Below are 19,690 nucleotides of genomic sequence, written 5' to 3' on the forward strand. Positions count from 1 at the left end.
CCAGTGCAATGCGCGTATCCATGCATTGCTGGTTCCAACTCCAGCGGGGCATGAAGAAAGGCAGGCGTCGGCGCATGCTTCATTCGCGCAGCGGGAGATTGATATGGCTGCTGCCATACCAGCGTATCTCCAAGGGCGTACCCGCATCAGCCAGTGTTTCATCGCTGGGGTCCTTGCCGGTGCCGAGATTGAGCTGCCGATCCGGTTGCTTGATGACTCCAAGGGTGATGACCAGACGGCTGCCTGCAGCGAGCTTGCGGCCCAGCAAACGGGTGTCGGTCAAGCGCACGCTATGCCGTTGTGCGGGTGCGAGCAGCTGGCGCTGGCTGGGGTCGGCTGCATGGCTGAGCCGCTGCAGCCAGTAGGCAAGATCGAGATAGTCGCCATCGGCGGTGAGTTCGTAGATGGCGAGCGCGATGTCGGCGTCCTGTTTGTTGAGGCTGAAATCCAATGTGCCCGAGAACGCGCCGGCCAGCTCGGTGTCCTGTGCCAGCGGTTCGCTCAGGAAGACCAGGCCGGCATGGGTATCAAGCTCGCGGTTGATGACCTGCGTTGGCGGTTGCCATGCCGCGTCGCCGCGATCACGGAAATCGATGCGTTGCACACTACTGCGTGTGGGTGCTGGTTCGGCGGCGAGTCGATGGCCGCCGCTGGCGGGCAGCAGGTAGAAACGTTGTTGGCGTGTCGGCATTGCATCGAGTGATGCGGCGTGCCGCCACTGGTTGCTGCCCATGACCTGCCAGTTGACCCTGCCAGCCAGCAGCGCTGGTTTGGCTGCTGCTTTGAGTACGTGGTCGAACCACGCCAAGCGCAGTGCCTGCAGGTCCATGCGCGCCACCGGATCGGGCATATAGCCCTGCACCTGTTCGGGCACGCCGGTCTGCATGGTGAAGTGCTCGTAGGGACCGATGAGCAGCGTGTGATCGGCATCCGGGCGCTGCTTCAGATGCTCGCGGAAGTAGTGCAGGGCGCCAATCTGCGCGCCGTCGAAATAGCCGGTTGTCGCCAGCACCGGGATGCCGATGTCAGCGAACTCGCGCCCTTGGGGAATCAAGGCCTGCCAGTAAGCGTCGTAGGTGGGATGCTGCAACCAGCGCTCGAACCAGGGGTTTTCCGCGCCGTCCAGTGTCGGCAGGGCGCGATAGGCTTGCCCGCTGCGATACCAGCGACTGTTCAAGGCGTTCCATCGCCAGCTGTCGCCATAGGTCGCGTCGTCCAGCGAGGTGTTGTTCGTTGTGTAGAACGGCCAGGGATAGATGAAGTTGAGGAAAATTCCGCCTTCCATCGGCACGTCGATGCCGGGAGCGGTGGTTGCCGAGGTGGCGATGGCCTTGAGTGCGGGTGCACCTCGCTTGAGTGCTGCCCATTGGGTAAAACCGCTGTAGCTGCCGCCATACATGCCGACCTTGCCGTTGCTCCATGGTTGGGCAGCGGCCCAGGCAATCACCGCTGCGGCATCGCTGCCATCGTGCTCATACGGACGGATCGGATCAGGGCTGCGACCCTTGCCGCGGCTGTAGGCAACCACGCTGGCATAGCCGTGTGCAGCCATCGTCTTGGCATCGGACCAGGCCCAGTCGTCATTTGCATAGATGGTGAAAGTCAGCAGCACCGGCAGTCGGCGGGCCTTGGCTGGATGCACGGAGATGGCGGAGATGCATGCACCATCGGGCGTGGTGATGCTGATGTTGCGGTCAATGCTGTAACGCCGTGCGTCATCTTCACTGATCGCCTGCGGAACCAGCGGCAGAAAGTCCGCGTATGCGGCATGCACCTGCCATGCACGCAGCAGGGCGGTGGCTTGCTCGTCGTTCAGTGCCGTGACACTGTCGGTGGCGTCGATCAGCCTGTCCCGCTGTTCGCGCAGGCGTTGCAGGTTGCTGTCGAAAGCGAATTCGGCCTTCAGGGCGGTCGGGTCATCGAGCTGCTGGAAGTGGTCTGCAAAACTGCGCTTCCATGCGTCTGCGAAACTGATTCGTTGCGTTTGCTGCAGCTGTTTGGCGCTCGCGTAGATCTCGTACTGGAGATACAACGGTGGCTGCTGGGGTGGATCGCCGCGCAATGCGCGCAGCTTGTGAATGCTTTCGATCGCCTGTGGGTACTGGCCTGCGACTATCTGCAGTCGGAAACGGGTATCCAGCAGCTGCTGTCCGTCGCCGTGGGGCAGGCGGTTCAAGGTAAGCCTTGCAAGCCCGGGCATGGTGGCATCTACATCGGCGGGCTGAGGCCGCGCCGACGCGGGGGGCGACATGGCAAGGGCCGAGGCACTTCCCGCGCCGAGCAACAGTAATAGGGCAAGCAAGCCACGCATGGCAAGACCATCGGTTTGATCGTTGGTCTTCAATAGCACATCGCATGGATGCGCGTAACGGCAGGTCTGTGCCGGTCGCAGGCTTGCAACAAGCGGGCGATGCCGGGTTTGGGTGCGTTGCGGCAGCCCGGCTCATGGCAGGCACGAACCCGTTGGACTTCAGTGCGGAAAGCACAAAGGGCAGGCCACAGGCCTGCCCTTTGCATTCACGACCAAAGGCGTTCGGTCAGCCGAGGATGCCCGGCAGATCCAGTCCCTTTTCCTTGGCGCAGTCGATGGCGATGTCGTAGCCGGCATCGGCATGGCGCATCACGCCGGTACCGGGGTCGTTCCACAGCACGCGTGCGATGCGCTGGTCGGCGGCCTCGCTGCCGTCGCAGACGATGACCACGCCGGAGTGCTGCGAGTAACCCATGCCGACGCCGCCGCCGTGGTGCAGGCTTACCCAGGTGGCGCCGCCGGCGACATTGAGCATGGCGTTCAGCAGTGGCCAATCGGAGACCGCATCCGAGCCGTCCTTCATCGATTCTGTTTCGCGGTTTGGAGACGCGACGCTGCCGCTGTCCAGATGATCGCGGCCAATCACCACCGGTGCGCTGAGTTCACCGTTACGTACCATTTCGTTGAAGGCCAGGCCGAGCTTGTGGCGCAGGCCAAGGCCAACCCAGCAAATGCGCGCTGGCAGGCCCTGGAAACTGATGCGCTCACGCGCCATGTCCAGCCAACGGTGCAGGTTGGGATCGTCGGCGATGATCTCCTTGACCTTGGCGTCGGTCTTGTAGATGTCCTCCGGGTCGCCGCTCAGCGCCACCCAACGGAACGGGCCGATGCCACGGCAGAACAGCGGGCGTACATAGGCCGGTACGAAACCAGGGAAATCGAAGGCATTCTGCAAGCCTTCGTCGAAGGCCATCTGGCGGATGTTGTTGCCGTAATCGACAGTCGGTATGCCAGCAGCGTGGAAGGCAAGCATGGCTTCAACGTGCACGCGCATCGCTGCCTTGGCGGCATCGCGGACCTTTTCCGGATTGGCCTGCTGTTCGGCCAGCCATTGCTCCACGCTCCAGCCGATCGGCAGGTAGCCGTGTACCGGGTCGTGGGCGCTGGTCTGGTCGGTGACGCAGTCCGGACGTACGCCGCGGCGTACCAGTTCCGGCAGGATCTCGGCGGCGTTACCAAGCAGGGCAATCGACTTGGCTTCACCGCTCGCCGTGTACTTGGCGATGCGTGCCAAGGCGTCGTCGATGTCGCTGGCCTGTTCGTCGACGTAACGGGTGCGCAGGCGGAAGTCGATGCTGCTCTGGCGGCATTCGATGGTCAGGCTGCTGGCACCGGCCAGCGAAGCAGCCAGCGGCTGTGCGCCGCCCATGCCGCCGAGACCAGCAGTGAGGATCCACTTGCCGCTCAGGCTGCCACCGTAGTGCTGGCGGCCCATTTCCACGAAGGTTTCGTAGGTGCCCTGGACGATGCCCTGGCTGCCGATGTAGATCCAACTGCCGGCGGTCATCTGCCCGTACATCATCAAGCCCTTCTTATCGAGCTCGTTGAAGTGCTCCCAGTTGGCCCAATGCGGCACCAGGTTGGAGTTGGCGATCAGCACGCGCGGTGCATCCGGGTGGGTGGGGAACACGCCGACCGGCTTGCCGGATTGCACCAGCAGGGTCTGGTTGTCGTCCAGGCGCTTCAAGGTTTCCAGAATCTTGTCGTAACTTTCCCAATCACGTGCGGCGCGGCCGATACCACCGTAGACGACCAGCGAGGTCGGGTCTTCGGCGACTTCGGCATCGAGGTTGTTCTGCAGCATGCGGAACGGCGCTTCGGTCTGCCAGGACTTGCAGTTGAGCGTATCGCCGCGAGGTGCGCGCGGGTTGCGGGAGGGGTCGTGACGGGTCATGCATTTCTCCTGGTAGCAAATTCCAGACAAGCGCCAAGCACTTGCTGCAAGGTGTTGCGGACGGGGCTTGCGTGTTCGGGGTCGTAGGGCGTGGGCCAGCTGTGCTCGTCCACGTCCTCGGGTGCGGGTTCGTGCATATAGCCGCGGCAGCCCAGTTCCATCTGCAGGGTGTGCACGCCGTTGGCGGTATTGCTGTAGTGGCGGGTGATCCAGCCTCCCTTGAAGCGGCCGTTGCGCACGTGGCTCATGCCGCTCATGGCGCACAGGTTCTCGACCACGTCGGTCAGCGCGTTGTCGCAGGAGGTATCCGGCGCGCCGCTGGGGCCAGCGCTGCCGATATTGAACTGCGGCAGTTCGCCATCGAACAGATGCGGAATCAGGGAACGGATCGAGTGCGCGTCGTAGACGACCACGGTTTCATGCTGCGCGCGCAAGCGGGCGATCTCGCCGGCCAGTGCAGCGTGGTAGGGATCGAACCAGGTTTCGCGCCGATACTGGATTTCCGCCTCGTCTGGTTCGTGGCCGGCGCGGTATAGCGGCTGGTTGTCGAAGGTGGTGAGCGGACACAGGCCGGTGGTGTTCTGCCCTGGGTACAGGGATGCACCGGATGGGTCGCGATTGACGTCGATCAGCGAGCGCGAGATGGCGGTGCGTACCGTTGTCGCGCCCATTGCCTTGGCGAAGGCATACAGCTCGTGCACCCACCAGTCGGCGTCACGGCGGGCCAGCCACGGTGACACGAAGTGGCCAACGCGCGAGGCAGGAAGCTCGGTGCCGGTATGCGGGAAGCTGACGATCAGTGGAGCGTGACCGTGGTGGATCTGCAGCCAGTCAGTGGCGTTCGTCATGGGGATTCCTGGGGCAGGGGGGCAATGTTCTTCCCTCGCTGGCGGGGGAAGATGCGCGAAGGGCAGAAGGGGGGGCGCTTTACACGGTGAAGGTCGAAAGCTCCCCTCTTCCGGCGCTTTGCGCCCCCCCCGCCTTCGCGGGGGCAGGCTCTTCTTCCCGCAAGCGGGAGAAGGGATTGCATCGTGGCTTGCGGTGAACTGTGCTTGGTCTGGAAGATTGCAGCGCTGCTCGCTGTCGCCTCTCCCGCAAGCGGGAGAGGATGCCCGGAGGGCAGGTGAGGGCGCTCTTCGCGATAAAGCCCCAACGCTAGCCGGCAGCTCTGCATACGCTTCAATCAGGCCTTGTCAGTCACATCAACACCCGGCAACTGCACACCCAAGCCAGCCGTCAACGCGCCCGCACGCACCAATGCAGTCGCAGCAATCATGTCCGGATGGAAGTAACGATCGTCCACCAAAGTCGGTACCTGCGCGCGCAAGGTCGAACGCACCTGCTCCAGCGCTGAACTCGAACGCAGCGGCGCATGGAAATCACAGCCCTGGCCGGCAGCAAGCAGTTCAATACCGATCACATTGGCAGCATTCTCAGCCATGGCGATCAAACGACGCGCACCGTGCGCAGCCATCGAGACATGATCTTCCTGGTTGGCCGAGGTCGGGATCGAGTCGACGCTGGCCGGATAGGCGCGCTGCTTGTTTTCCGACACCAGTGCTGCCGCGGTGACTTGGGGGATCATGAAGCCGGAGTTCAGGCCTGGCTTTGGGGTCAGGAAGGCCGGCAGGCCGGACAGCGCCGGGTCCACCAGCATGGCAGTGCGGCGCTCGCTGATCGAGCCGATCTCGCAGACCGCCATCGCCAGCATGTCCGCTGCGAATGCCACCGGCTCGGCGTGGAAGTTGCCGCCGCTCAGTGCTTCACCGGTGTCGGTGAACACCAGCGGGTTGTCGGAGACGCCATTCGCCTCGATTTCCAGGGTGGTGGCGGCCTGGCGCATCACGTCCAGTGCGGCGCCCATCACCTGCGGCTGGCAGCGCAGGCAGTAAGGGTCCTGCACGCGCACGTCATTGTCGCGATGCGATTCGCGGATTGCCGAGCCCTGCATCAACTCGCGCAGCACCGCGGCGGTGGCGATCTGCCCGCGCTGGCCACGAATGCTGTGGATGCGCGGATCAAACGGGGTATCCGAGCCCTTGGCGGCTTCCACCGACAACGCACCGGTAATCAGTGCGGCGTGGAAAACCACTTCGATCTCGAACAGACCGGCCAGTGCATAAGCGGTCGAGTACTGGGTGCCATTGAGCAGCGCCAGGCCTTCCTTCGCGCCCAGCACCAACGGCTGCAGGCCGGCCTGCGCGAAGGCAGCTTCGGCCGACATCCGCACGCCGCCGACAAAGGCTTCACCAACACCAATCATCACGCTGGCCAGATGTGACAGCGGCGCGAGGTCGCCGGACGCGCCAACCGAGCCCTGGCAGGGCACCACCGGCACCACATCCTTCTGCAACATTGCTTCCAGCAGCGCCAGCGTCTGCGGGCGAATACCCGATGCGCCTTGCGCGAGGCTGGTCAGCTTCAGCGCCATCATCAGCCGGACCACGTTGGCGGGCATCGGCTCGCCTACACCGGCGGCATGCGACAACACGATATTGCGCTGCAGGGTTTCCAGGTCCTCGCGCTCGATGCGGACACTGGCCAGCTTGCCGAAGCCGGTATTGATGCCATAGACCGGCTCGCCCTTGGCGACGATGGCATCCACCACCTGTGCGCTGCGCAGTACCGCGGCTTGGGCCGATGCATCCAGGCGCACGTTGGCGCCGCGATAGATCTGCCGCCATTGCGCCAACGGAACGTGGCCGGGGAGGAGGGTCAAGGTAGTGCTCATGCGTGCTCCAGCAGTGCGAGGTTCAAAGTGCGAGATTGAAGCGGGGGACGTTCAAACGGTTTGCCCGCGCCAGACGCGGGCATGCAAGGGGTTGAAGCCGATCCGGTAGACCAGGTCGGCGGGTGCCTCGATGTTCCAGATGGCCAGATCGCAGTCCATGCCGTTCATCAGCTTGCCGATGCGGTTGCCGCGGCCAAGGGCACGCGCGGCTTCGCGGGTGAAGCCGGCGATGCACTCGGCTACGGTCATGCGGAACAAGGTGGCGCCCATGTTCATCGTCAGCAGCGGACTGGTCAGCGGCGAGGTGCCCGGGTTGCTGTCGGTGGCCAGCGCCATCGGCACGCCTGCATCACGCAGGCCCTGGATGGGGGGCAACACGGTCTCGCGGGTGAAGTAGTAGGCGCCGGGGAGCAGCACGGCGACCGTGCCCGAGGCGCGCATCGCGGCAATCCCTGCTTCATCCAGGTGTTCGATGTGGTCCGCGGACAGCGCGCCATTGTGTGCGGCCAATTCCGCACCGTGCTGGTTGGACAGCTGCTCTGCATGGATCTTGATTGCCAGCCCATGCTGTTTGGCGGCGTCGAAAACCTGCTGCGCCTGCGCAGGCGAAAAGGCGATGTTCTCGCAGAAAATGTCGACGGCATCGGCCAGCCCCTCCGCGGCGATTGCCGGAATCATCACGGCGCAGACTTCGTTGATGTAAGCCTGTGCCTCATAGCCTGGCGGCACGGCATGTGCACCAAGAAAGGTCGGTGCGATCTCCACCTTGCGCAGCAGGCCCAGTTCGCGCGCAACGCGTAGCTGCTTGCGTTCGTCGGCCAGGGTCAGGCCGTAGCCGGATTTGATCTCGATGGTGGTGATGCCTTCGGCCAGCATCGCATCCAGGCGGGGCAGGCTGGCCTCGATCAAGGCCGCGTCATCGGCGTTGCGGGTCGCGCTGACGGTGGAAACGATGCCGCCACCGGCCTTGGCAATCTGTGCGTAGGTCACGCCCTGCAGGCGCTGCTCGAACTCGCCTGCGCGGTTGCCGGCATAGACCAGGTGGGTATGGCAGTCGATCAGGCCGGGGCTGATCCAGCGGCCATTGCAGTCGATGCGGTTATCGGCTTCAAATGCAGGGGCATCTGTTGCTGGCCCGACATGCAGGATGCGGCCATCGCGGGCGGCGACAACACCGTCGCGGATGTTGCCCAGTCCGCCCGAGGCGTCGTCCAGGGTCATCAGGTTGGCGTTGTGCCATAGCGTGTCGCAGCGCATTGTCCCTCTCCGTGCCTATTTGTATATACAATAACGGCGACCATCGGAGAGTGTCCAGTGACAACGATCAAGCCAGCCCCAACGGTTCGTTTCCACGCCGCCCACGCCTTGTTGCCGCAGGGCTGGGCGCAGGATGTGCGTATCGACAGCGTTGCCGGGCGCATCACCGCGGTGGTTGCCGGCGAAGCCTGGGACGGCCAGTCGCAGCGTCTGGACGTGGTGGTGCCGGGCCTGGGCAACCTGCACAGTCATGCCTTCCAACGGGCGATGGCCGGGCTTACCGAGGTTGGTGGGCGCTCCGGCGACAGCTTCTGGAGCTGGCGCGAGTTGATGTACCGGTTCCTGGACCGGCTGGACCCGGAGACCTTCCAGGCCATTGCCGCGCAGGCCTACATGGAGATGCTGGAAAGCGGCTTCACCCGCGTCGGCGAGTTCCACTATCTGCACCACACCGAAAACGGCAGCCGTTACGCCGACCATGCAGAAATGTCGGTACGGGTTGCGGCGGCGGCGGATGAAACCGGTCTGGGCCTGACCCTGCTGCCGGTGTTCTACGCGCACAGCGACTTTGGCGGAGCCGCGCCAACCCCGGCGCAGCGGCGCTTCCTGCACGACATCGATGGTTTTGCGGACCTGCTTGAAGGCTGCAAACGTGCCCTGGCAGACACGCCCGATGCGGTGCTGGGGCTGGCCCCACACAGCCTGCGTGCCAGCACACCGGAAGAATTGCAGGCGTTGGTTGCATTGGCACCGGGCCCGATCCATATCCATATCGCCGAGCAGACCCGCGAAGTCGATGCCTGCCTGGCCTGGAGCGGCCAGCGACCGGTCGAATGGCTGTATGCAAATGCAGCTGTCGATGCGCGCTGGTGTCTGGTGCACGCTACCCACGTCAACGACAGGGAAGTGCAGTTGATGGCGGACAGTGGCGCGGTGGTCGGCCTGTGCCCGATCACCGAGGCGAATCTGGGCGACGGCCTGTTCCCGATGCGCGAGTTCGTGCGGACCGGCGGTCGTTTCGGCGTCGGTTCCGATTCCAATGTATTGATCGATGCGGCCGAGGAGCTGCGTCTGCTCGAGTATGGCCAGCGCCTGCAGCTACGGGGCCGAAATGTACTTTCGCCGGGCGATCTGTCCAGTGGCCGCTGGCTCTATCAGCAGGCGGGCGAGGGTGGCGCACAGGCGTTGGGTGTACAGGCGGGGTTGAGTGTGGGCGCTGCTGCTGATCTGCTGGAACTGGATGCCCGGCATCCGGCCCTGCTCAATCGCAGCGGTGACGCCTTGCTTGACAGCTGGCTGTTCGCCGCACGTAATGGCGCCCTTCGCAGCGTCTGGCGCAACGGTCGGGCCTTGGTCCGCGATGGTCGCCACGTGAACCGCGATGCGATCAGCGCGCGTTACCGAGCCGCGCTTGCGCGGATACTGGGCTAAGGTCGGTTATCGGCCAGACACCGTCTCTTTCAGGAAACCCGAGTGAAGGGCAAGAAAGCTCCCACCCTCAATCACCGCATCCGCAGTGACATCGAAGGCCGCATCCTCAGCGGCGAATGGGAGCCGGGCTTCCGTATTCCGTTCGAACACGAGTTGATGGAACAGTACGGTTGCTCGCGGATGACGGTGAACAAGGTCCTCACCGCGCTGGCCGAGAGCGGCATGATCGAGCGCCGCCGACGCGCCGGCTCGTTCGTGGCGCGGCAGCCACCGCATCTGGAGCAGGTCGCGCTTGAGATTCCCGACATCGAGGTGGCGGTCACCGACCGCGGCCACGAATACGGTTTCCAGCTGCTGGAGCGCGCGCACCGCAAGGCCAGGGAAACCTCGGCCGAAGAGCTGCAACTGGTAGGTGACGGCAAGTTGCTGGCGATGCGCTGCCTGCACCTGGCCGACGGCAAGCCGCTGGCGTTGGAGCGCCGGCTGATCAATCCCGAAGCGGTGCCGGAAACCTTGAAGGTGGATTTCTCCATCCATGCGCCGGGCAGCTGGCTGCTGCAGAACGTGTCATGGACGCGCGGCCAGCATCGCATCAGCGCGGTGGCCGCGACCGCTGACGAAGCCGCATTGCTGAAGGTTGCGGTGGGCACGGCTTGCTTGGTCATCGACCGCCAGACCTGGCGTGGCGAACTGCCCATCACCTGGGTGCGGCAGATGTTCCTCGGCGATGCCTACGACCTCATTGCCCGCTTCGCGCCTGGCGCACGCTGATTCCAGGCGTTTGATTCAATCCGTCCGATTCAATCCGTCCGATTCAATCTCCAGCCAAGCCAATGGCCTGGCTGGAAGCTGCTGACTCTCAGATGGTGCTGCACTGCCGCCAGCGCACCGGCTCATCCACGCCGGGACGCGGGTTGAGCTGCACGCGGGTGGTGCGCAGCGCCGGGTAGCGCTGCAGCTGCTGGCAGATCAGCGGCCACACCTGGGCGTCATCGCCACTGCGTTCCACCGACAGGGTGGAGCGGGTCAACCAGATGCCGCTGACCACGCCGGAAGTGCCGGCCAGGGCTTTTGAAACGGATTGCTGGTAGCGCAGCAAGGTGGCGGCGTCCGGGTCCTGCACAAGGTCGCCCGGGTGGGGGGCGCTCGCTGCGGCGGCGGCAGGCTTGGCTTTGCTGGGCTCAGCGGCAGGCTCGGCTGCAGCTGGTGCTGGAGCTGCCGGTTCGGCAGTTGGTTCGGCGACAACCTGCGGTGCCGTGTCGATCGGTGCGGCTGCTGGGGAATCTCCTTGCATGGTCATGTAGCCCATGCCGGCCAGCAGGCCCAGGGTGGCTGCCGCCAATCCGGCAATGCCTGTGTGGCGGACCGCTTCGCGGCGGGCGATGCCAGTGACTGTCTCGTGCGCTTCGGTGGGCATATAGGGCTTGAGCAGCTCCCACAACTGGCGCGCATCGATGATTTCGATCGAGTGCTTTTCCGCCTCGGCCAGACCGTCGCGCTCAACGTGACCTTCGGTGATCAGCAGGCCGCCAGCGGCGCCGGTCAGGCTGATGGCCGAGGCAAGCTCATGGATGGCAGTCGCATCGAAGCGGTAGGCGCGGCCGTGCTTGCACGACACCAGCCAGCGCTGGCCGCCGCGCTGCAGCAGGAAATCGCTGCTGGTGCCGCGGTCGTTTTCATCGTCGTCGGTCAGCGGGTGCAGGTCGCGCTGCTCGGCCATGGCCTGGTGCACGATGCGGGAAAACTCGCGCCAGCGCATGCCAGCCAATGCGGCCAGGCCATGCTGGCGCTCGGTTTGACGGCGGGCGACCAACCAGAGGTATGCAGAAGCCAGGCCCCACAAGAGCAACGCAAGCAACAGGGCCAGAATCCACGAAAACATCGACATACCTGAAAGCCTATAGATGGCGCCCAGTCTATCTTCCCTGACGACCGTAAGAGCAGGCTGACTTCGCCTTTTTGAACTGCGCCCGTGAATTAATCCGCAGGCGTTGTCGCCGGCCAGTAATGGCTGTCGGGTAGCGCCCGCGCGCCAAAGATGGCCTGACCGACCCGGACCACGCTTGCACCTTCCTCGATGGCGATCTCGAAGTCCCCCGACATGCCCATCGACAGCTCATCCAGCCCGATGTGGGCAGGTGCGTGCTGGCGCAGCTGATCGCGCAGCTCACGCAGACGAACGAAGCAGGCCCGGACCTGCACCGGCTCGGCGGAGAACAGGGCCAGGGTCATCAGGCCACGGACCCGCAACGCGCCGGAGCGCGGCAGGGCCTGCAGGAAACCGGCGACCGCTTCGGGTGCCAGCCCGTACTTGCTGGCCTCGTTGGAGCTGTTCACCTGCACGAACACGTCCAGCGAGCGGCCTTCGGCCTGCAGCCGACGTTCAAGGGTTTCGGCCAGACGCAGGCTGTCCAGGGCCTGGAATTCGTCGGCGAAACGCGCCACCAGCTTGGCCTTGTTGGTCTGCAGGTGGCCGATCACCGACCAGCGCAGGTCGCCCAGATCCTGCATGGCCTCCCACTTGTGGTGGGCCTCCTGCACCTTGTTCTCGCCCAGCACGCGGCAACCGGCCTGATAGGCCAGGCGGATATGGGCTTCGTCGATGGTCTTGCTGACCGGCAGCAGTCGCACGCTGGCGGGGGCGCGGCCGGCGCGCTGGCAGGCAGCGGCGATGCGTTCGTTGACCAGTGCCAGGTTGTGGCGGAAATCGTCCACGGTTTCGGCACGCGGATACTGGCCGTGCATGGCGTGTCGGGTCTGGGTGCCGGGATCAGGATCCGGGTACGGGGTGTGCATGCGTGTCTCCAGCGTTTGCGGCCGCCGTCTGCTGCTTGCGTGAGCGGCGCGGTAAACAGCGGATTATCGCTCGCTGGCGGGTTCGAAACCCGGATTTCGGCCGCCTGGGCAAATCGCAGGCATGAAAAACCCGCCATCCGATGCCGTGAGGGGAGGGAGACTTACGGCGCGGTACTGCTGGCGGGTGATTGATTCTTGCTCAACCAATGCTGCTTTGCAACATCATTGATCTTCAGCGTGCTGCCCGTCGTGCGCGGCGCGGCTCTCGGCCCGGGTAAGGCGGCGGTTGAGGGCGTCCAGGCGGTCGTTCAGCGCCTCGATGTCCGAGCGCGAGGGGATGTCCATGCGTCGTAGCACGTTGTGGACCTGGTCTTCAAACGACTTTTCGACCTTGTCCCAGGTGCCGGCGGCGCGCTCGCGGGCCTGGCCCAGGGTGTTCTCCACGGTGTCGCGCAGGCTTTCGCCTTTGCGCGACTGCTCGCGGGAACGGGCTTCGCTGTCCTGGCCTTCCTTGACCAGGGTGTCGAACAGTTTGCTGCCCTCGGCCTGCGCACGCGACAGCGCGCCCAGGCCTGCCAGCCATACCTGCTGGGCCGACTCGGTCACCTTCCTGGTCAAGCGCTCGGCCTGGCCTTGCGCGCCAGTGGTGTCGTCTTCGTCTTCCGGGCGTTGCTCGTAGGTGGTCATGACGATGCTCCTGTGCGGGGTTGAAGAGTTCAGCTACACCGTAACGGCTTGGCGGCTCGAGTTGTGTGACGGTACCCGCTCAGCCGAGCTTGTCGGTCAGCACGCGTTGAATTTCGGACTCCACCATGCCTTTCATTGCCGACAGCAGGAAGCCAAGCTCGGCCTTGACCCGTACCGCACCCGGCAGCAGCTCGATGGCACCGTCCACGCCGGAACGGTTGAAGTGCAGCACCGGGCCGTCCCAGCGGGTGGCCACGTCGAAGCGCTCCTGCAGTTTCTCCGCGACTTCTGCGATGGCGGTGCGGGCCTTGTCATCGGACAGGGAATGGGCGTGCTGGATATCAATGGTGGACATGGCGTATGGCCTGGACTGCTGTTTGTAAGAAAGATGCGCCATTGTGCGGACCGACGCGGCGTAGTCCAAGCCTTGCGTACATCTTCTGCATGACCGGATGACCTGCTAGTCTGCTGCCGGTGCGCACTCTGCAAGTCCATTTCAGTAATCGTCAGCAGCCGGATCAGTCATTGATGCCGGGTGTCCAGCGCATTGTGCGCCACGCCTCGGGTCAAGTCCGCTTGGGCGACGGCAGTGTTGGCCCATTGCTGTTGGCGCAGTTCTGTACCGATCAGCGCGGGGTCTGGTTGCAGGTTGCCAATGGCGGCCGCGGCATCCATGTCAACGGCCGTCCGGTGCGGCGCATGGCGCTGTTGCGCGCAGGTGATTCGGTATATGCCGACGGCGCGGAAATGCTGCTGCGTGGCGACTGCGAGCAGGTGGCGCATCCCCCTGAAGCCCCGACTGATGCTGGCGACGACCTGCGGGTGCTGTTGCGCGGGGTAGGTGGCCGCCATCACGGCCGCAGCTTTACCCTGGACACGCCGCGCGTCATCGGCAGTGATCCGGCCAGCGACATTCTCATCGACGACCCGGCCTTCGCCGCGCGTCATGCCCGTTTCGAGCGGCACGGTGACAAGGTTCTGCTGCGCGATCTGGGCTCGGCCGACGGCAGCCTGGTCAATGGCGTGATCACCCGCCATTGCTGGCTACAGGCCGGCGACCAGGTGGTGTTCGAGGGCAACCACCGCTTTGTGCTGGAGGTCCCGCTGGGCCCGGCCTCGCCCAGTGTGGCGTTCCCGCCGGAGGAGGATGACGAGCCGGTTGCACTCAAGCCATCGACGCCGGTACCGGCCAAGCCCAGGCTGCCGCGGCGTTGGCCGTGGCTGCTGCTCAGTGCCTTGCTGCTGGGTGCGGCGATCAGCGGCTTGTTGCTGTTCGGGGCACGCTGAGCGCCGGTTCCGGTGGCGTTGTCCCGCCGCATGGGCAGCGCTGAAACAGCGGCCCGGAATGGGTGCAGATGCAACCTTTTCCGGATGGCCCAAGGCTGTTGCGCTGCGGCATACTAGGCGTTCTGCTCAACAGGTGTGACATGACGCGCGCATTCAATTTCAGTGCCGGCCCTGCGACATTGCCGGAATCGGTCCTGCGTCAGGCGCAGGCGGAAATGTTGGAATGGAATGGCGTAGGTGCGTCCATTGTCGAGATCAGCCATCGCAGCGCCGATTTCATGGCCGTGGCGGCCGAGGCCGAGGCTGATCTGCGCCGCCTGATCGGTATTCCCGACGATTACGCGGTGCTGTTTCTCGGTGGCGGTGCCACCACCCAGCAGGCACTGCTGCCGCTGAACTGCGCCAGCCCGGGCCAACGCGTGGACTACGTGGTCAGTGGCCACTGGGGCAAGACCGCGGTCAAGCAGGCCCAGCCCTATGTCGACGTCAACATCGCCGCCAGCGGTGAGGCCAGTGGCTATCGGGATATCCCGGCGCGCTCGCAATGGCAGTTGTCGGACGACGCGGCGTACGTGCACATCACTGCCAACGAAACCATCCACGGCATCGAGTTCCGCGATGTGCCGGAGGTGGGCGGCGTGCCGCTGATCGCCGACTTCAGTTCGTCGATCGCTTCCGAGCCCATCGATGTGTCGCGTTATGGCGTGATCTATGCCGGCGCGCAGAAGAACCTTGGCCCGGTGGGCATTGCCGTGGTCATCATCCGCCGCGACCTGCTGGAACGCGCCGGCCAGCCGCGTGCCGATATCTTCGATTACCGCTCGCATGTCGCCCGCGATTCGATGTTGAACACGCCGCCGACCTGGAACTGGTACCTGGCTGGGCTGATGTTCAAGTGGATGCTGGCCCAGGGCGGTGTTGAAGCCTTCGCCAGGCTCAGTCTGGCAAAGTCCTCGGCGGTGTATGACGCCATTGATGGCTCCGGCGGTTTTTACCGCAACGACGTGGCCGCGGCCGTGCGTTCGCGGATGAACATCCCGTTCTTCCTGCCCAGCGACGAGCTCAATGCGCGTTTCGTCAGCGAGTCCAAGGCGGCCGGCCTGCTGGCGCTGAAGGGGCATAAGGCGGTCGGTGGCATTCGTGCCTCGCTGTACAACGCGATGCCGCTGGAAGGCGCGCAGGCGCTGGCAGCATTCATGCGTGACTTCCAGCAGCGCAACGGTTGAACCAATCCCGCCGTGCGCACTGCGCCGGCCAGTAACAGGTAGACGATTCCATGGCGACCAAGCCAAGCAAGACCGCCAGCAAGGCCAAACCGGCCACCGCAGCAAAACCTGCCGCCAAGAAAGCCGCGAGCAAGCCTGCTGCGGTTAAGAAGACCGCCGCCAGCAAGAAAGCGGTCACCGAGACCCTGGCCGTCGCCAAGCCGGTACTGTCGGATGTACGCGCCAAGATCGACCAGATCGATCGCAGCATCCAGGCCTTGATTGCCGAGCGGGCCAACTTCGCCCACCAGGTCGGCAAGGCCAAGGGCAAGCTCGCGGCAGCCGTTGACTACTACCGCCCGGAGCGTGAAGCACAGGTGCTGCGCATGGTGGTGGACCGCAACGAGGGCCCGCTCAGTGACGAAGTGCTGGTGCACGTCTATCGCGAAATCATGTCGGCCTGTCTGGCCCAGCAGGAGCCGCTGAAGATCGGTTACCTCGGCCCGGAAGGCTCGTTCACTCAGCAGGCCGCGCACAAGCACTTTGGTCGTTCGGCGCTGGGTTTGCCGCTGGCTAATATCGAAGAAATCTTCCAGGAAGTGGAAAACGGCAACGCCGATTTCGGCGTGGTGCCGGTGGAGAATTCCGGGCAGGGCACGATCCAGATCACCCTGGACATGTTCCTGACCTCCAACCTCAAGATCTGTGGCGAAGTCGAACTACGCGTGCAGCAGTACCTGCTCTCGCGCACTGGCCGCATCGAGGACATCGAGCGCATCTACGCGCATCCGCAGGCCTTCATGCAGACCTCGGCATGGCTGCGTGCGAACCTGCCCAAGACCGAAAAAGTGCCGGTGTCCAGCAACTCCGAAGGTGCCCGACGCGCCCGCAATGCGGAAGACGCGGCGGCCATCGGCGGCGAGAGTGCAGGGCATGTATACGGTTTGAAGAAGGTAGTAACCAAGCCGATCCAGAACGACGCGGACAACACCACGCGCTTCCTGGTGATCGGCCGCCAGCTGTTCCCGTCGTCGGGCCATGACCGTACCTCGGTGCTGGTCTTCATCCACGACAAGCCGGGTGCGCTGTTCGACGTACTCAGCCCGTTTGCGCGCCATGGCATCAGCATGAACCGCATCGAATCGCGGCCATCGCACCAGGCTAAGTGGGAATACGGCTTCTTCATCGATCTGGCCGGCCATATCGAAGACGCATCGATGCAGGCCGCGCTCGCCGAGCTCAAGTCGCACTCGGCGCAGATCAAGGTGCTCGGCTCCTATCCGGTGGCCGTGCCCTGAGTTTCGAGCCCCTCTCCCTGTGGGAGAGGGGTTGGGGTGAGGGTTGGCTGGCCGAGAGTCTTCAATTCGCTGCAGCCATGTGCTCCCGCACCCTCATCCGCCCTTCGGGCACCTTCTCCCGGAGGGAGAAGGGTTTGCTGACGCGCTCCCAGGCGCACTGAATACTAGAGAGACCGCATGAGTTCCCAGCCCTACTGGATTGCACGCAAAGGTTCCGCCCTGCAGGGCACGCTCGCCATTCCCGGTGACAAGTCGGTGTCGCACCGTTCGGTGATGTTCGCTGCGTTGGCCGATGGCGTATCGCATATCGATGGTTTTCTGGAAGGCGAGGACACCCGCGCCACCGCCCATATCTTCGAGCAGATGGGCGTGCGTTTTGAAACACCGTCGGCGTCGCAACGGATCGTTCATGGCGTGGGCGTGGATGGCTTGAAAGCCCCGCACGGTGCGCTGGACTGCGGCAATGCGGGCACTGGCATGCGCCTGCTGGCAGGCCTGCTGGCCGCACAGCCGTTCGACACCACGTTGGTTGGTGACGCGTCGCTATCCAAGCGGCCGATGCGCCGGGTGACCGGGCCTCTGGCGCAGATGGGCGCACGCATCGATACCCAGGACGATGGCACGCCGCCGCTGCATATCCATGGTGGCCAGACACTGCGCGGCATCGATTACGAATTGCCGGTGGCCAGTGCGCAGGTCAAGTCGGCGGTGCTGCTGGCTGGCCTGTATGCGCAAGGCGAGACATCAGTGGTCGAACCGCATCCAACCCGCGATTACACCGAGCGCATGCTGCGCGCATTCGGCGTGGAGATCGAGTTCGCGCCGGGCAAGGCGCGCCTGCGTGGCGGCCAGCGCCTGCGTGCGACCGACATTTCGGTGCCGGCGGACTTCTCGTCCTCGGCGTTCTTCATTGTTGCGGCCAGCGTCATTCCCGGGTCGGAAGTGCGACTGCGTTCGGTCGGCTTGAATCCGCGTCGCACCGGCCTGCTGGCTGCGCTGCGCTTGATGGGCGCGGACATCACCGAGGAGAACCATGCCGAGCACGGTGGCGAGCAGGTCGCAGATCTGGTTGTGCGCTATGCCCAGCTCAAGGGCGCTGAGATTCCGGAGGTGCTGGTACCGGACATGATCGACGAGTTCCCGGCCTTGTTCGTGGCTGCCGCTGCCGCCGACGGCCAAACCGTGGTGCGCGGTGCGGCCGAACTGCGGGTGAAGGAGTCCGATCGTCTTGCGGCGATGGCCACCGGCCTGCGTGACCTGGGCCTGCGCGTGGACGAAGCCGAAGATGGTGCGACCATTTTCGGCGGACCGCTGGGTAGCGGCACCATCGAGAGCCACGGCGATCACCGCATCTCGATGGCCTTTGCCATTGCCGGCCAGCTCAGTACCGGTGAAGTGCGCATCAATGATGTCGCCAACGTGGCGACCTCGTTCCCGGGCTTCGACAGCCTGGCCAGTGGTGCCGGTTTCGGGCTCAGCGTCCGGTCCTGAACTCCACCGGCACCTGCACCACGCTGTTGATGGCGCGGCCATCCCGCATCGCGGGCTGGAAGCGCCAATGCTGCAGTGCTTGGATGGCGGCCTGATCCAGCGCTGGATCCACACCGCCCTCGTGCCCCACAACCGTGGCTTGGCTGACCCGGCCGTTGGCGTCAATCTGCAGGCGCACGATCACATCGCCTTCGAGCCCGGCATTGAGCGCGGCGGCAGGGTAGTCTGGCGTTGGATTGCTGGGCAGCGGCTCGGCATCGCGATTGCCGGCAGTGCTGATCACCGTGGTGGTATCGGCCGTGGTGATCGACACCGGGCCGGTTTCCGTTGGTGTCTGCAGGCTGCGGTAGCCCACCAAACTGAAGATACCCAGTACCGCCACCGCCAACAGGCCCCACAGCCAAGCCACAGCAACGCCGTGCGGGCGTGCTGCTGCTGGATCATGGCTTGCGCTGTGCTGGTGCGGGATGCTGGACATCGACATGGGGACTCTGCGTAACGTCTACGCAGCAAGTCTGGTCCTGCACTCCCAAACGGCGAATGACTTTTGGCATGAACCGGCCCCGTTGGGGAGCCGGGGTTCAGCTTAAGGCGCCGGTTTGAAGTCGAACGGGATTTCCAGGCTGCCCTGCATGGGCTGGCCATTGCTTTGCGCTGGCTGGAAACGCCAGTTGCGAACCGCTTCCTGCGCGGCACGATCCAGCTCGCGCGAGCCACTGCGCTGGATTACCCGCACGTCCAGCGGCGCACCGCTGGCATCGACATCCACGCGCACGATCACCGTGCCGCTTTCGCCACGGCGCAACGCCGCTGCAGGGTATTCCGGGGCAGGGCTCTGGCCAGGCAGCGGCACCGGCTGGTCGCTGGGAGCCGCGGCAGCTACTGGCGCTGCGGGCGGGGTTTCAACCGGTGCCGCCTCGGCGATGGGTTGCGGCGGCGGTGCAGGCGCGGTTTCCACCAGCTCCGGGGCTTCTTCCACGGCTTCCGGACGTGCATCAGGCATGTCGCTGGCGCCTGCGCCGGCGGGCAGCGGTGCCGGCAAAGGTGCCAATACAGCGCTGTTGGCCTGCGGCTGAGCCGGATCGGCGCGGTAGAACTCGTTCTGGCGGCGGGCATTGAGCCAGACCACCAGGAACAGCAATATGCCTACGCCAAAGGTGATACCGGCGATCCTCAAACTGCTGCGGGGCAGGTGAAACGTGAAGTTCTGGTCGGAGCGGGAGCTTGGGGCGGACATGGTCTTGACCGTGTGGATCAGGCCGATTCTTGCACAGGAAAGGTGAATCACGCGGCAGACAGGCG

The 19,690-nt window shown here is 64.6% G+C and carries 17 protein-coding genes; 6 read left to right on the forward strand and 11 right to left on the reverse strand.

What is annotated here, in order from left to right; translation table 11 throughout:
• Positions 1 to 79: 79 nt before the first annotated feature.
• From AC13FW_RS08475 to hutI, 5 genes are all read right to left on the reverse strand, one after another.
• Positions 80 to 2,176: a CocE/NonD family hydrolase gene (locus tag AC13FW_RS08475; protein ID WP_482988811.1), complete on the reverse strand. Its 2,097-nt coding sequence runs from the start codon at positions 2,174 to 2,176 to the stop codon at positions 80 to 82.
• Positions 2,177 to 2,537: 361 nt separating this feature from the next.
• Positions 2,538 to 4,205, reverse strand: coding sequence for a urocanate hydratase (gene hutU, locus AC13FW_RS08480; RefSeq protein WP_482988812.1), 1,668 nt, complete (start codon positions 4,203 to 4,205; stop codon positions 2,538 to 2,540).
• The gene (hutG, locus tag AC13FW_RS08485) at positions 4,202 to 5,053 is read right to left on the reverse strand and encodes an N-formylglutamate deformylase (RefSeq protein WP_482988813.1); all 852 of its coding nucleotides are present in this window, start codon (positions 5,051 to 5,053) and stop codon (positions 4,202 to 4,204) included. Before hutG ends, hutU begins: the two co-directional genes overlap by 4 nt.
• 335 nt (positions 5,054 to 5,388) lie before the next feature.
• Positions 5,389 to 6,936: a histidine ammonia-lyase gene (gene hutH / locus AC13FW_RS08490; RefSeq protein WP_482988814.1), complete on the reverse strand. Its 1,548-nt coding sequence runs from the start codon at positions 6,934 to 6,936 to the stop codon at positions 5,389 to 5,391.
• A gap of 51 nt (positions 6,937 to 6,987) precedes the next feature.
• Positions 6,988 to 8,193, reverse strand: coding sequence for an imidazolonepropionase (hutI, locus tag AC13FW_RS08495; protein WP_482988815.1), 1,206 nt, complete (start codon positions 8,191 to 8,193; stop codon positions 6,988 to 6,990).
• A 66-nt stretch (positions 8,194 to 8,259) separates the two neighbouring features.
• On the opposite strand from hutI, the gene AC13FW_RS08500 reads away from it, so the two are divergent.
• Both AC13FW_RS08500 and hutC read left to right on the forward strand, forming a co-directional pair.
• On the forward strand, positions 8,260 to 9,624 hold the full coding sequence (locus AC13FW_RS08500; RefSeq protein ID WP_482988870.1) for a formimidoylglutamate deiminase: 1,365 nt from the start codon (positions 8,260 to 8,262) through the stop codon (positions 9,622 to 9,624).
• 42 nt (positions 9,625 to 9,666) lie between these two features.
• On the forward strand, positions 9,667 to 10,395 hold the full coding sequence (gene hutC / locus AC13FW_RS08505; protein WP_482988816.1) for a histidine utilization repressor: 729 nt from the start codon (positions 9,667 to 9,669) through the stop codon (positions 10,393 to 10,395).
• Positions 10,396 to 10,483: 88 nt separating this feature from the next.
• Here the strand turns inward: hutC and AC13FW_RS08510 are convergent, their stop codons facing one another.
• The 4 genes from AC13FW_RS08510 to AC13FW_RS08525 form a co-directional block, all read right to left on the reverse strand.
• Positions 10,484 to 11,506, reverse strand: a complete 1,023-nt coding sequence (locus AC13FW_RS08510; protein ID WP_482988817.1) for a restriction endonuclease — start codon at positions 11,504 to 11,506, stop codon at positions 10,484 to 10,486.
• A 95-nt stretch (positions 11,507 to 11,601) separates the two neighbouring features.
• Positions 11,602 to 12,369, reverse strand: a complete 768-nt coding sequence (locus AC13FW_RS08515; RefSeq protein ID WP_482988871.1) for a YggS family pyridoxal phosphate-dependent enzyme — start codon at positions 12,367 to 12,369, stop codon at positions 11,602 to 11,604.
• A 273-nt stretch (positions 12,370 to 12,642) separates the two neighbouring features.
• The gene (locus AC13FW_RS08520; RefSeq protein WP_282267047.1) at positions 12,643 to 13,107 is read right to left on the reverse strand and encodes a phasin family protein; all 465 of its coding nucleotides are present in this window, start codon (positions 13,105 to 13,107) and stop codon (positions 12,643 to 12,645) included.
• A 79-nt stretch (positions 13,108 to 13,186) separates the two neighbouring features.
• Positions 13,187 to 13,462 (reverse strand): polyhydroxyalkanoic acid system family protein, encoded by a 276-nt coding sequence (locus tag AC13FW_RS08525; protein ID WP_282267046.1) that lies wholly within the window; start codon positions 13,460 to 13,462, stop codon positions 13,187 to 13,189.
• Between the two features lie 119 nt (positions 13,463 to 13,581).
• Here AC13FW_RS08525 and AC13FW_RS08530 point away from each other — a divergent pair, with 119 nt between their 5' ends.
• The 4 genes from AC13FW_RS08530 (at position 13,582) to aroA (ending at position 18,388) form a co-directional block, all read left to right on the forward strand.
• Complete coding sequence (locus AC13FW_RS08530; RefSeq protein WP_482988818.1) at positions 13,582 to 14,394, forward strand: FHA domain-containing protein; 813 nt, start codon at positions 13,582 to 13,584, stop codon at positions 14,392 to 14,394.
• Positions 14,395 to 14,534: 140 nt separating this feature from the next.
• Positions 14,535 to 15,620, forward strand: a complete 1,086-nt coding sequence (gene serC / locus AC13FW_RS08535) for a 3-phosphoserine/phosphohydroxythreonine transaminase (protein WP_482988819.1) — start codon at positions 14,535 to 14,537, stop codon at positions 15,618 to 15,620.
• Between the two features lie 50 nt (positions 15,621 to 15,670).
• Positions 15,671 to 16,897: a prephenate dehydratase gene (gene pheA, locus AC13FW_RS08540; RefSeq protein WP_481614425.1), complete on the forward strand. Its 1,227-nt coding sequence runs from the start codon at positions 15,671 to 15,673 to the stop codon at positions 16,895 to 16,897.
• A gap of 177 nt (positions 16,898 to 17,074) precedes the next feature.
• The gene (aroA, locus tag AC13FW_RS08545) at positions 17,075 to 18,388 is read left to right on the forward strand and encodes a 3-phosphoshikimate 1-carboxyvinyltransferase (RefSeq protein ID WP_482988820.1); all 1,314 of its coding nucleotides are present in this window, start codon (positions 17,075 to 17,077) and stop codon (positions 18,386 to 18,388) included.
• Here the strand turns inward: aroA and AC13FW_RS08550 are convergent.
• Together AC13FW_RS08550 and AC13FW_RS08555 are read right to left on the reverse strand one after the other, a co-directional pair.
• Entirely contained in the window at positions 18,372 to 18,872 is a 501-nt protein-coding gene (locus AC13FW_RS08550) for an energy transducer TonB (RefSeq protein WP_482988821.1), read from the reverse strand. The genes aroA and AC13FW_RS08550 overlap by 17 nt on opposite strands.
• A 102-nt stretch (positions 18,873 to 18,974) precedes the next feature.
• Entirely contained in the window at positions 18,975 to 19,625 is a 651-nt protein-coding gene (locus tag AC13FW_RS08555; RefSeq protein ID WP_482988822.1) for an energy transducer TonB, read from the reverse strand.
• Positions 19,626 to 19,690: the final 65 nt, after the last annotated feature.

This window comes from Stenotrophomonas sp. 21LCFQ19 (assembly GCF_056861425.1).

What these genes read in the sequence shown, in the direction of transcription:
- hutU (WP_482988812.1), bottom strand. Translation starts at nt 4,205, where the DNA reads ATGACCCGTCACGACCCCTCCCGCAACCCGCGCGCACCTCGCGGCGAT.
- hutG (WP_482988813.1), bottom strand. Translation starts at nt 5,053, where the DNA reads ATGACGAACGCCACTGACTGGCTGCAGATCCACCACGGTCACGCTCCA.
- hutH (WP_482988814.1), bottom strand. Translation starts at nt 6,936, where the DNA reads ATGAGCACTACCTTGACCCTCCTCCCCGGCCACGTTCCGTTGGCGCAA.
- hutI (WP_482988815.1), bottom strand. Translation starts at nt 8,193, where the DNA reads ATGCGCTGCGACACGCTATGGCACAACGCCAACCTGATGACCCTGGAC.
- AC13FW_RS08510 (WP_482988817.1), bottom strand. Translation starts at nt 11,506, where the DNA reads ATGTTTTCGTGGATTCTGGCCCTGTTGCTTGCGTTGCTCTTGTGGGGC.
- AC13FW_RS08515 (WP_482988871.1), bottom strand. Translation starts at nt 12,369, where the DNA reads ATGCACGGCCAGTATCCGCGTGCCGAAACCGTGGACGATTTCCGCCAC.
- AC13FW_RS08520 (WP_282267047.1), bottom strand. Translation starts at nt 13,107, where the DNA reads ATGACCACCTACGAGCAACGCCCGGAAGACGAAGACGACACCACTGGC.
- AC13FW_RS08525 (WP_282267046.1), bottom strand. Translation starts at nt 13,462, where the DNA reads ATGTCCACCATTGATATCCAGCACGCCCATTCCCTGTCCGATGACAAG.
- serC (WP_482988819.1), top strand. Translation starts at nt 14,535, where the DNA reads ATGACGCGCGCATTCAATTTCAGTGCCGGCCCTGCGACATTGCCGGAA.
- pheA (WP_481614425.1), top strand. Translation starts at nt 15,671, where the DNA reads ATGGCGACCAAGCCAAGCAAGACCGCCAGCAAGGCCAAACCGGCCACC.
- aroA (WP_482988820.1), top strand. Translation starts at nt 17,075, where the DNA reads ATGAGTTCCCAGCCCTACTGGATTGCACGCAAAGGTTCCGCCCTGCAG.
- AC13FW_RS08550 (WP_482988821.1), bottom strand. Translation starts at nt 18,872, where the DNA reads ATGTCGATGTCCAGCATCCCGCACCAGCACAGCGCAAGCCATGATCCA.
- AC13FW_RS08555 (WP_482988822.1), bottom strand. Translation starts at nt 19,625, where the DNA reads ATGTCCGCCCCAAGCTCCCGCTCCGACCAGAACTTCACGTTTCACCTG.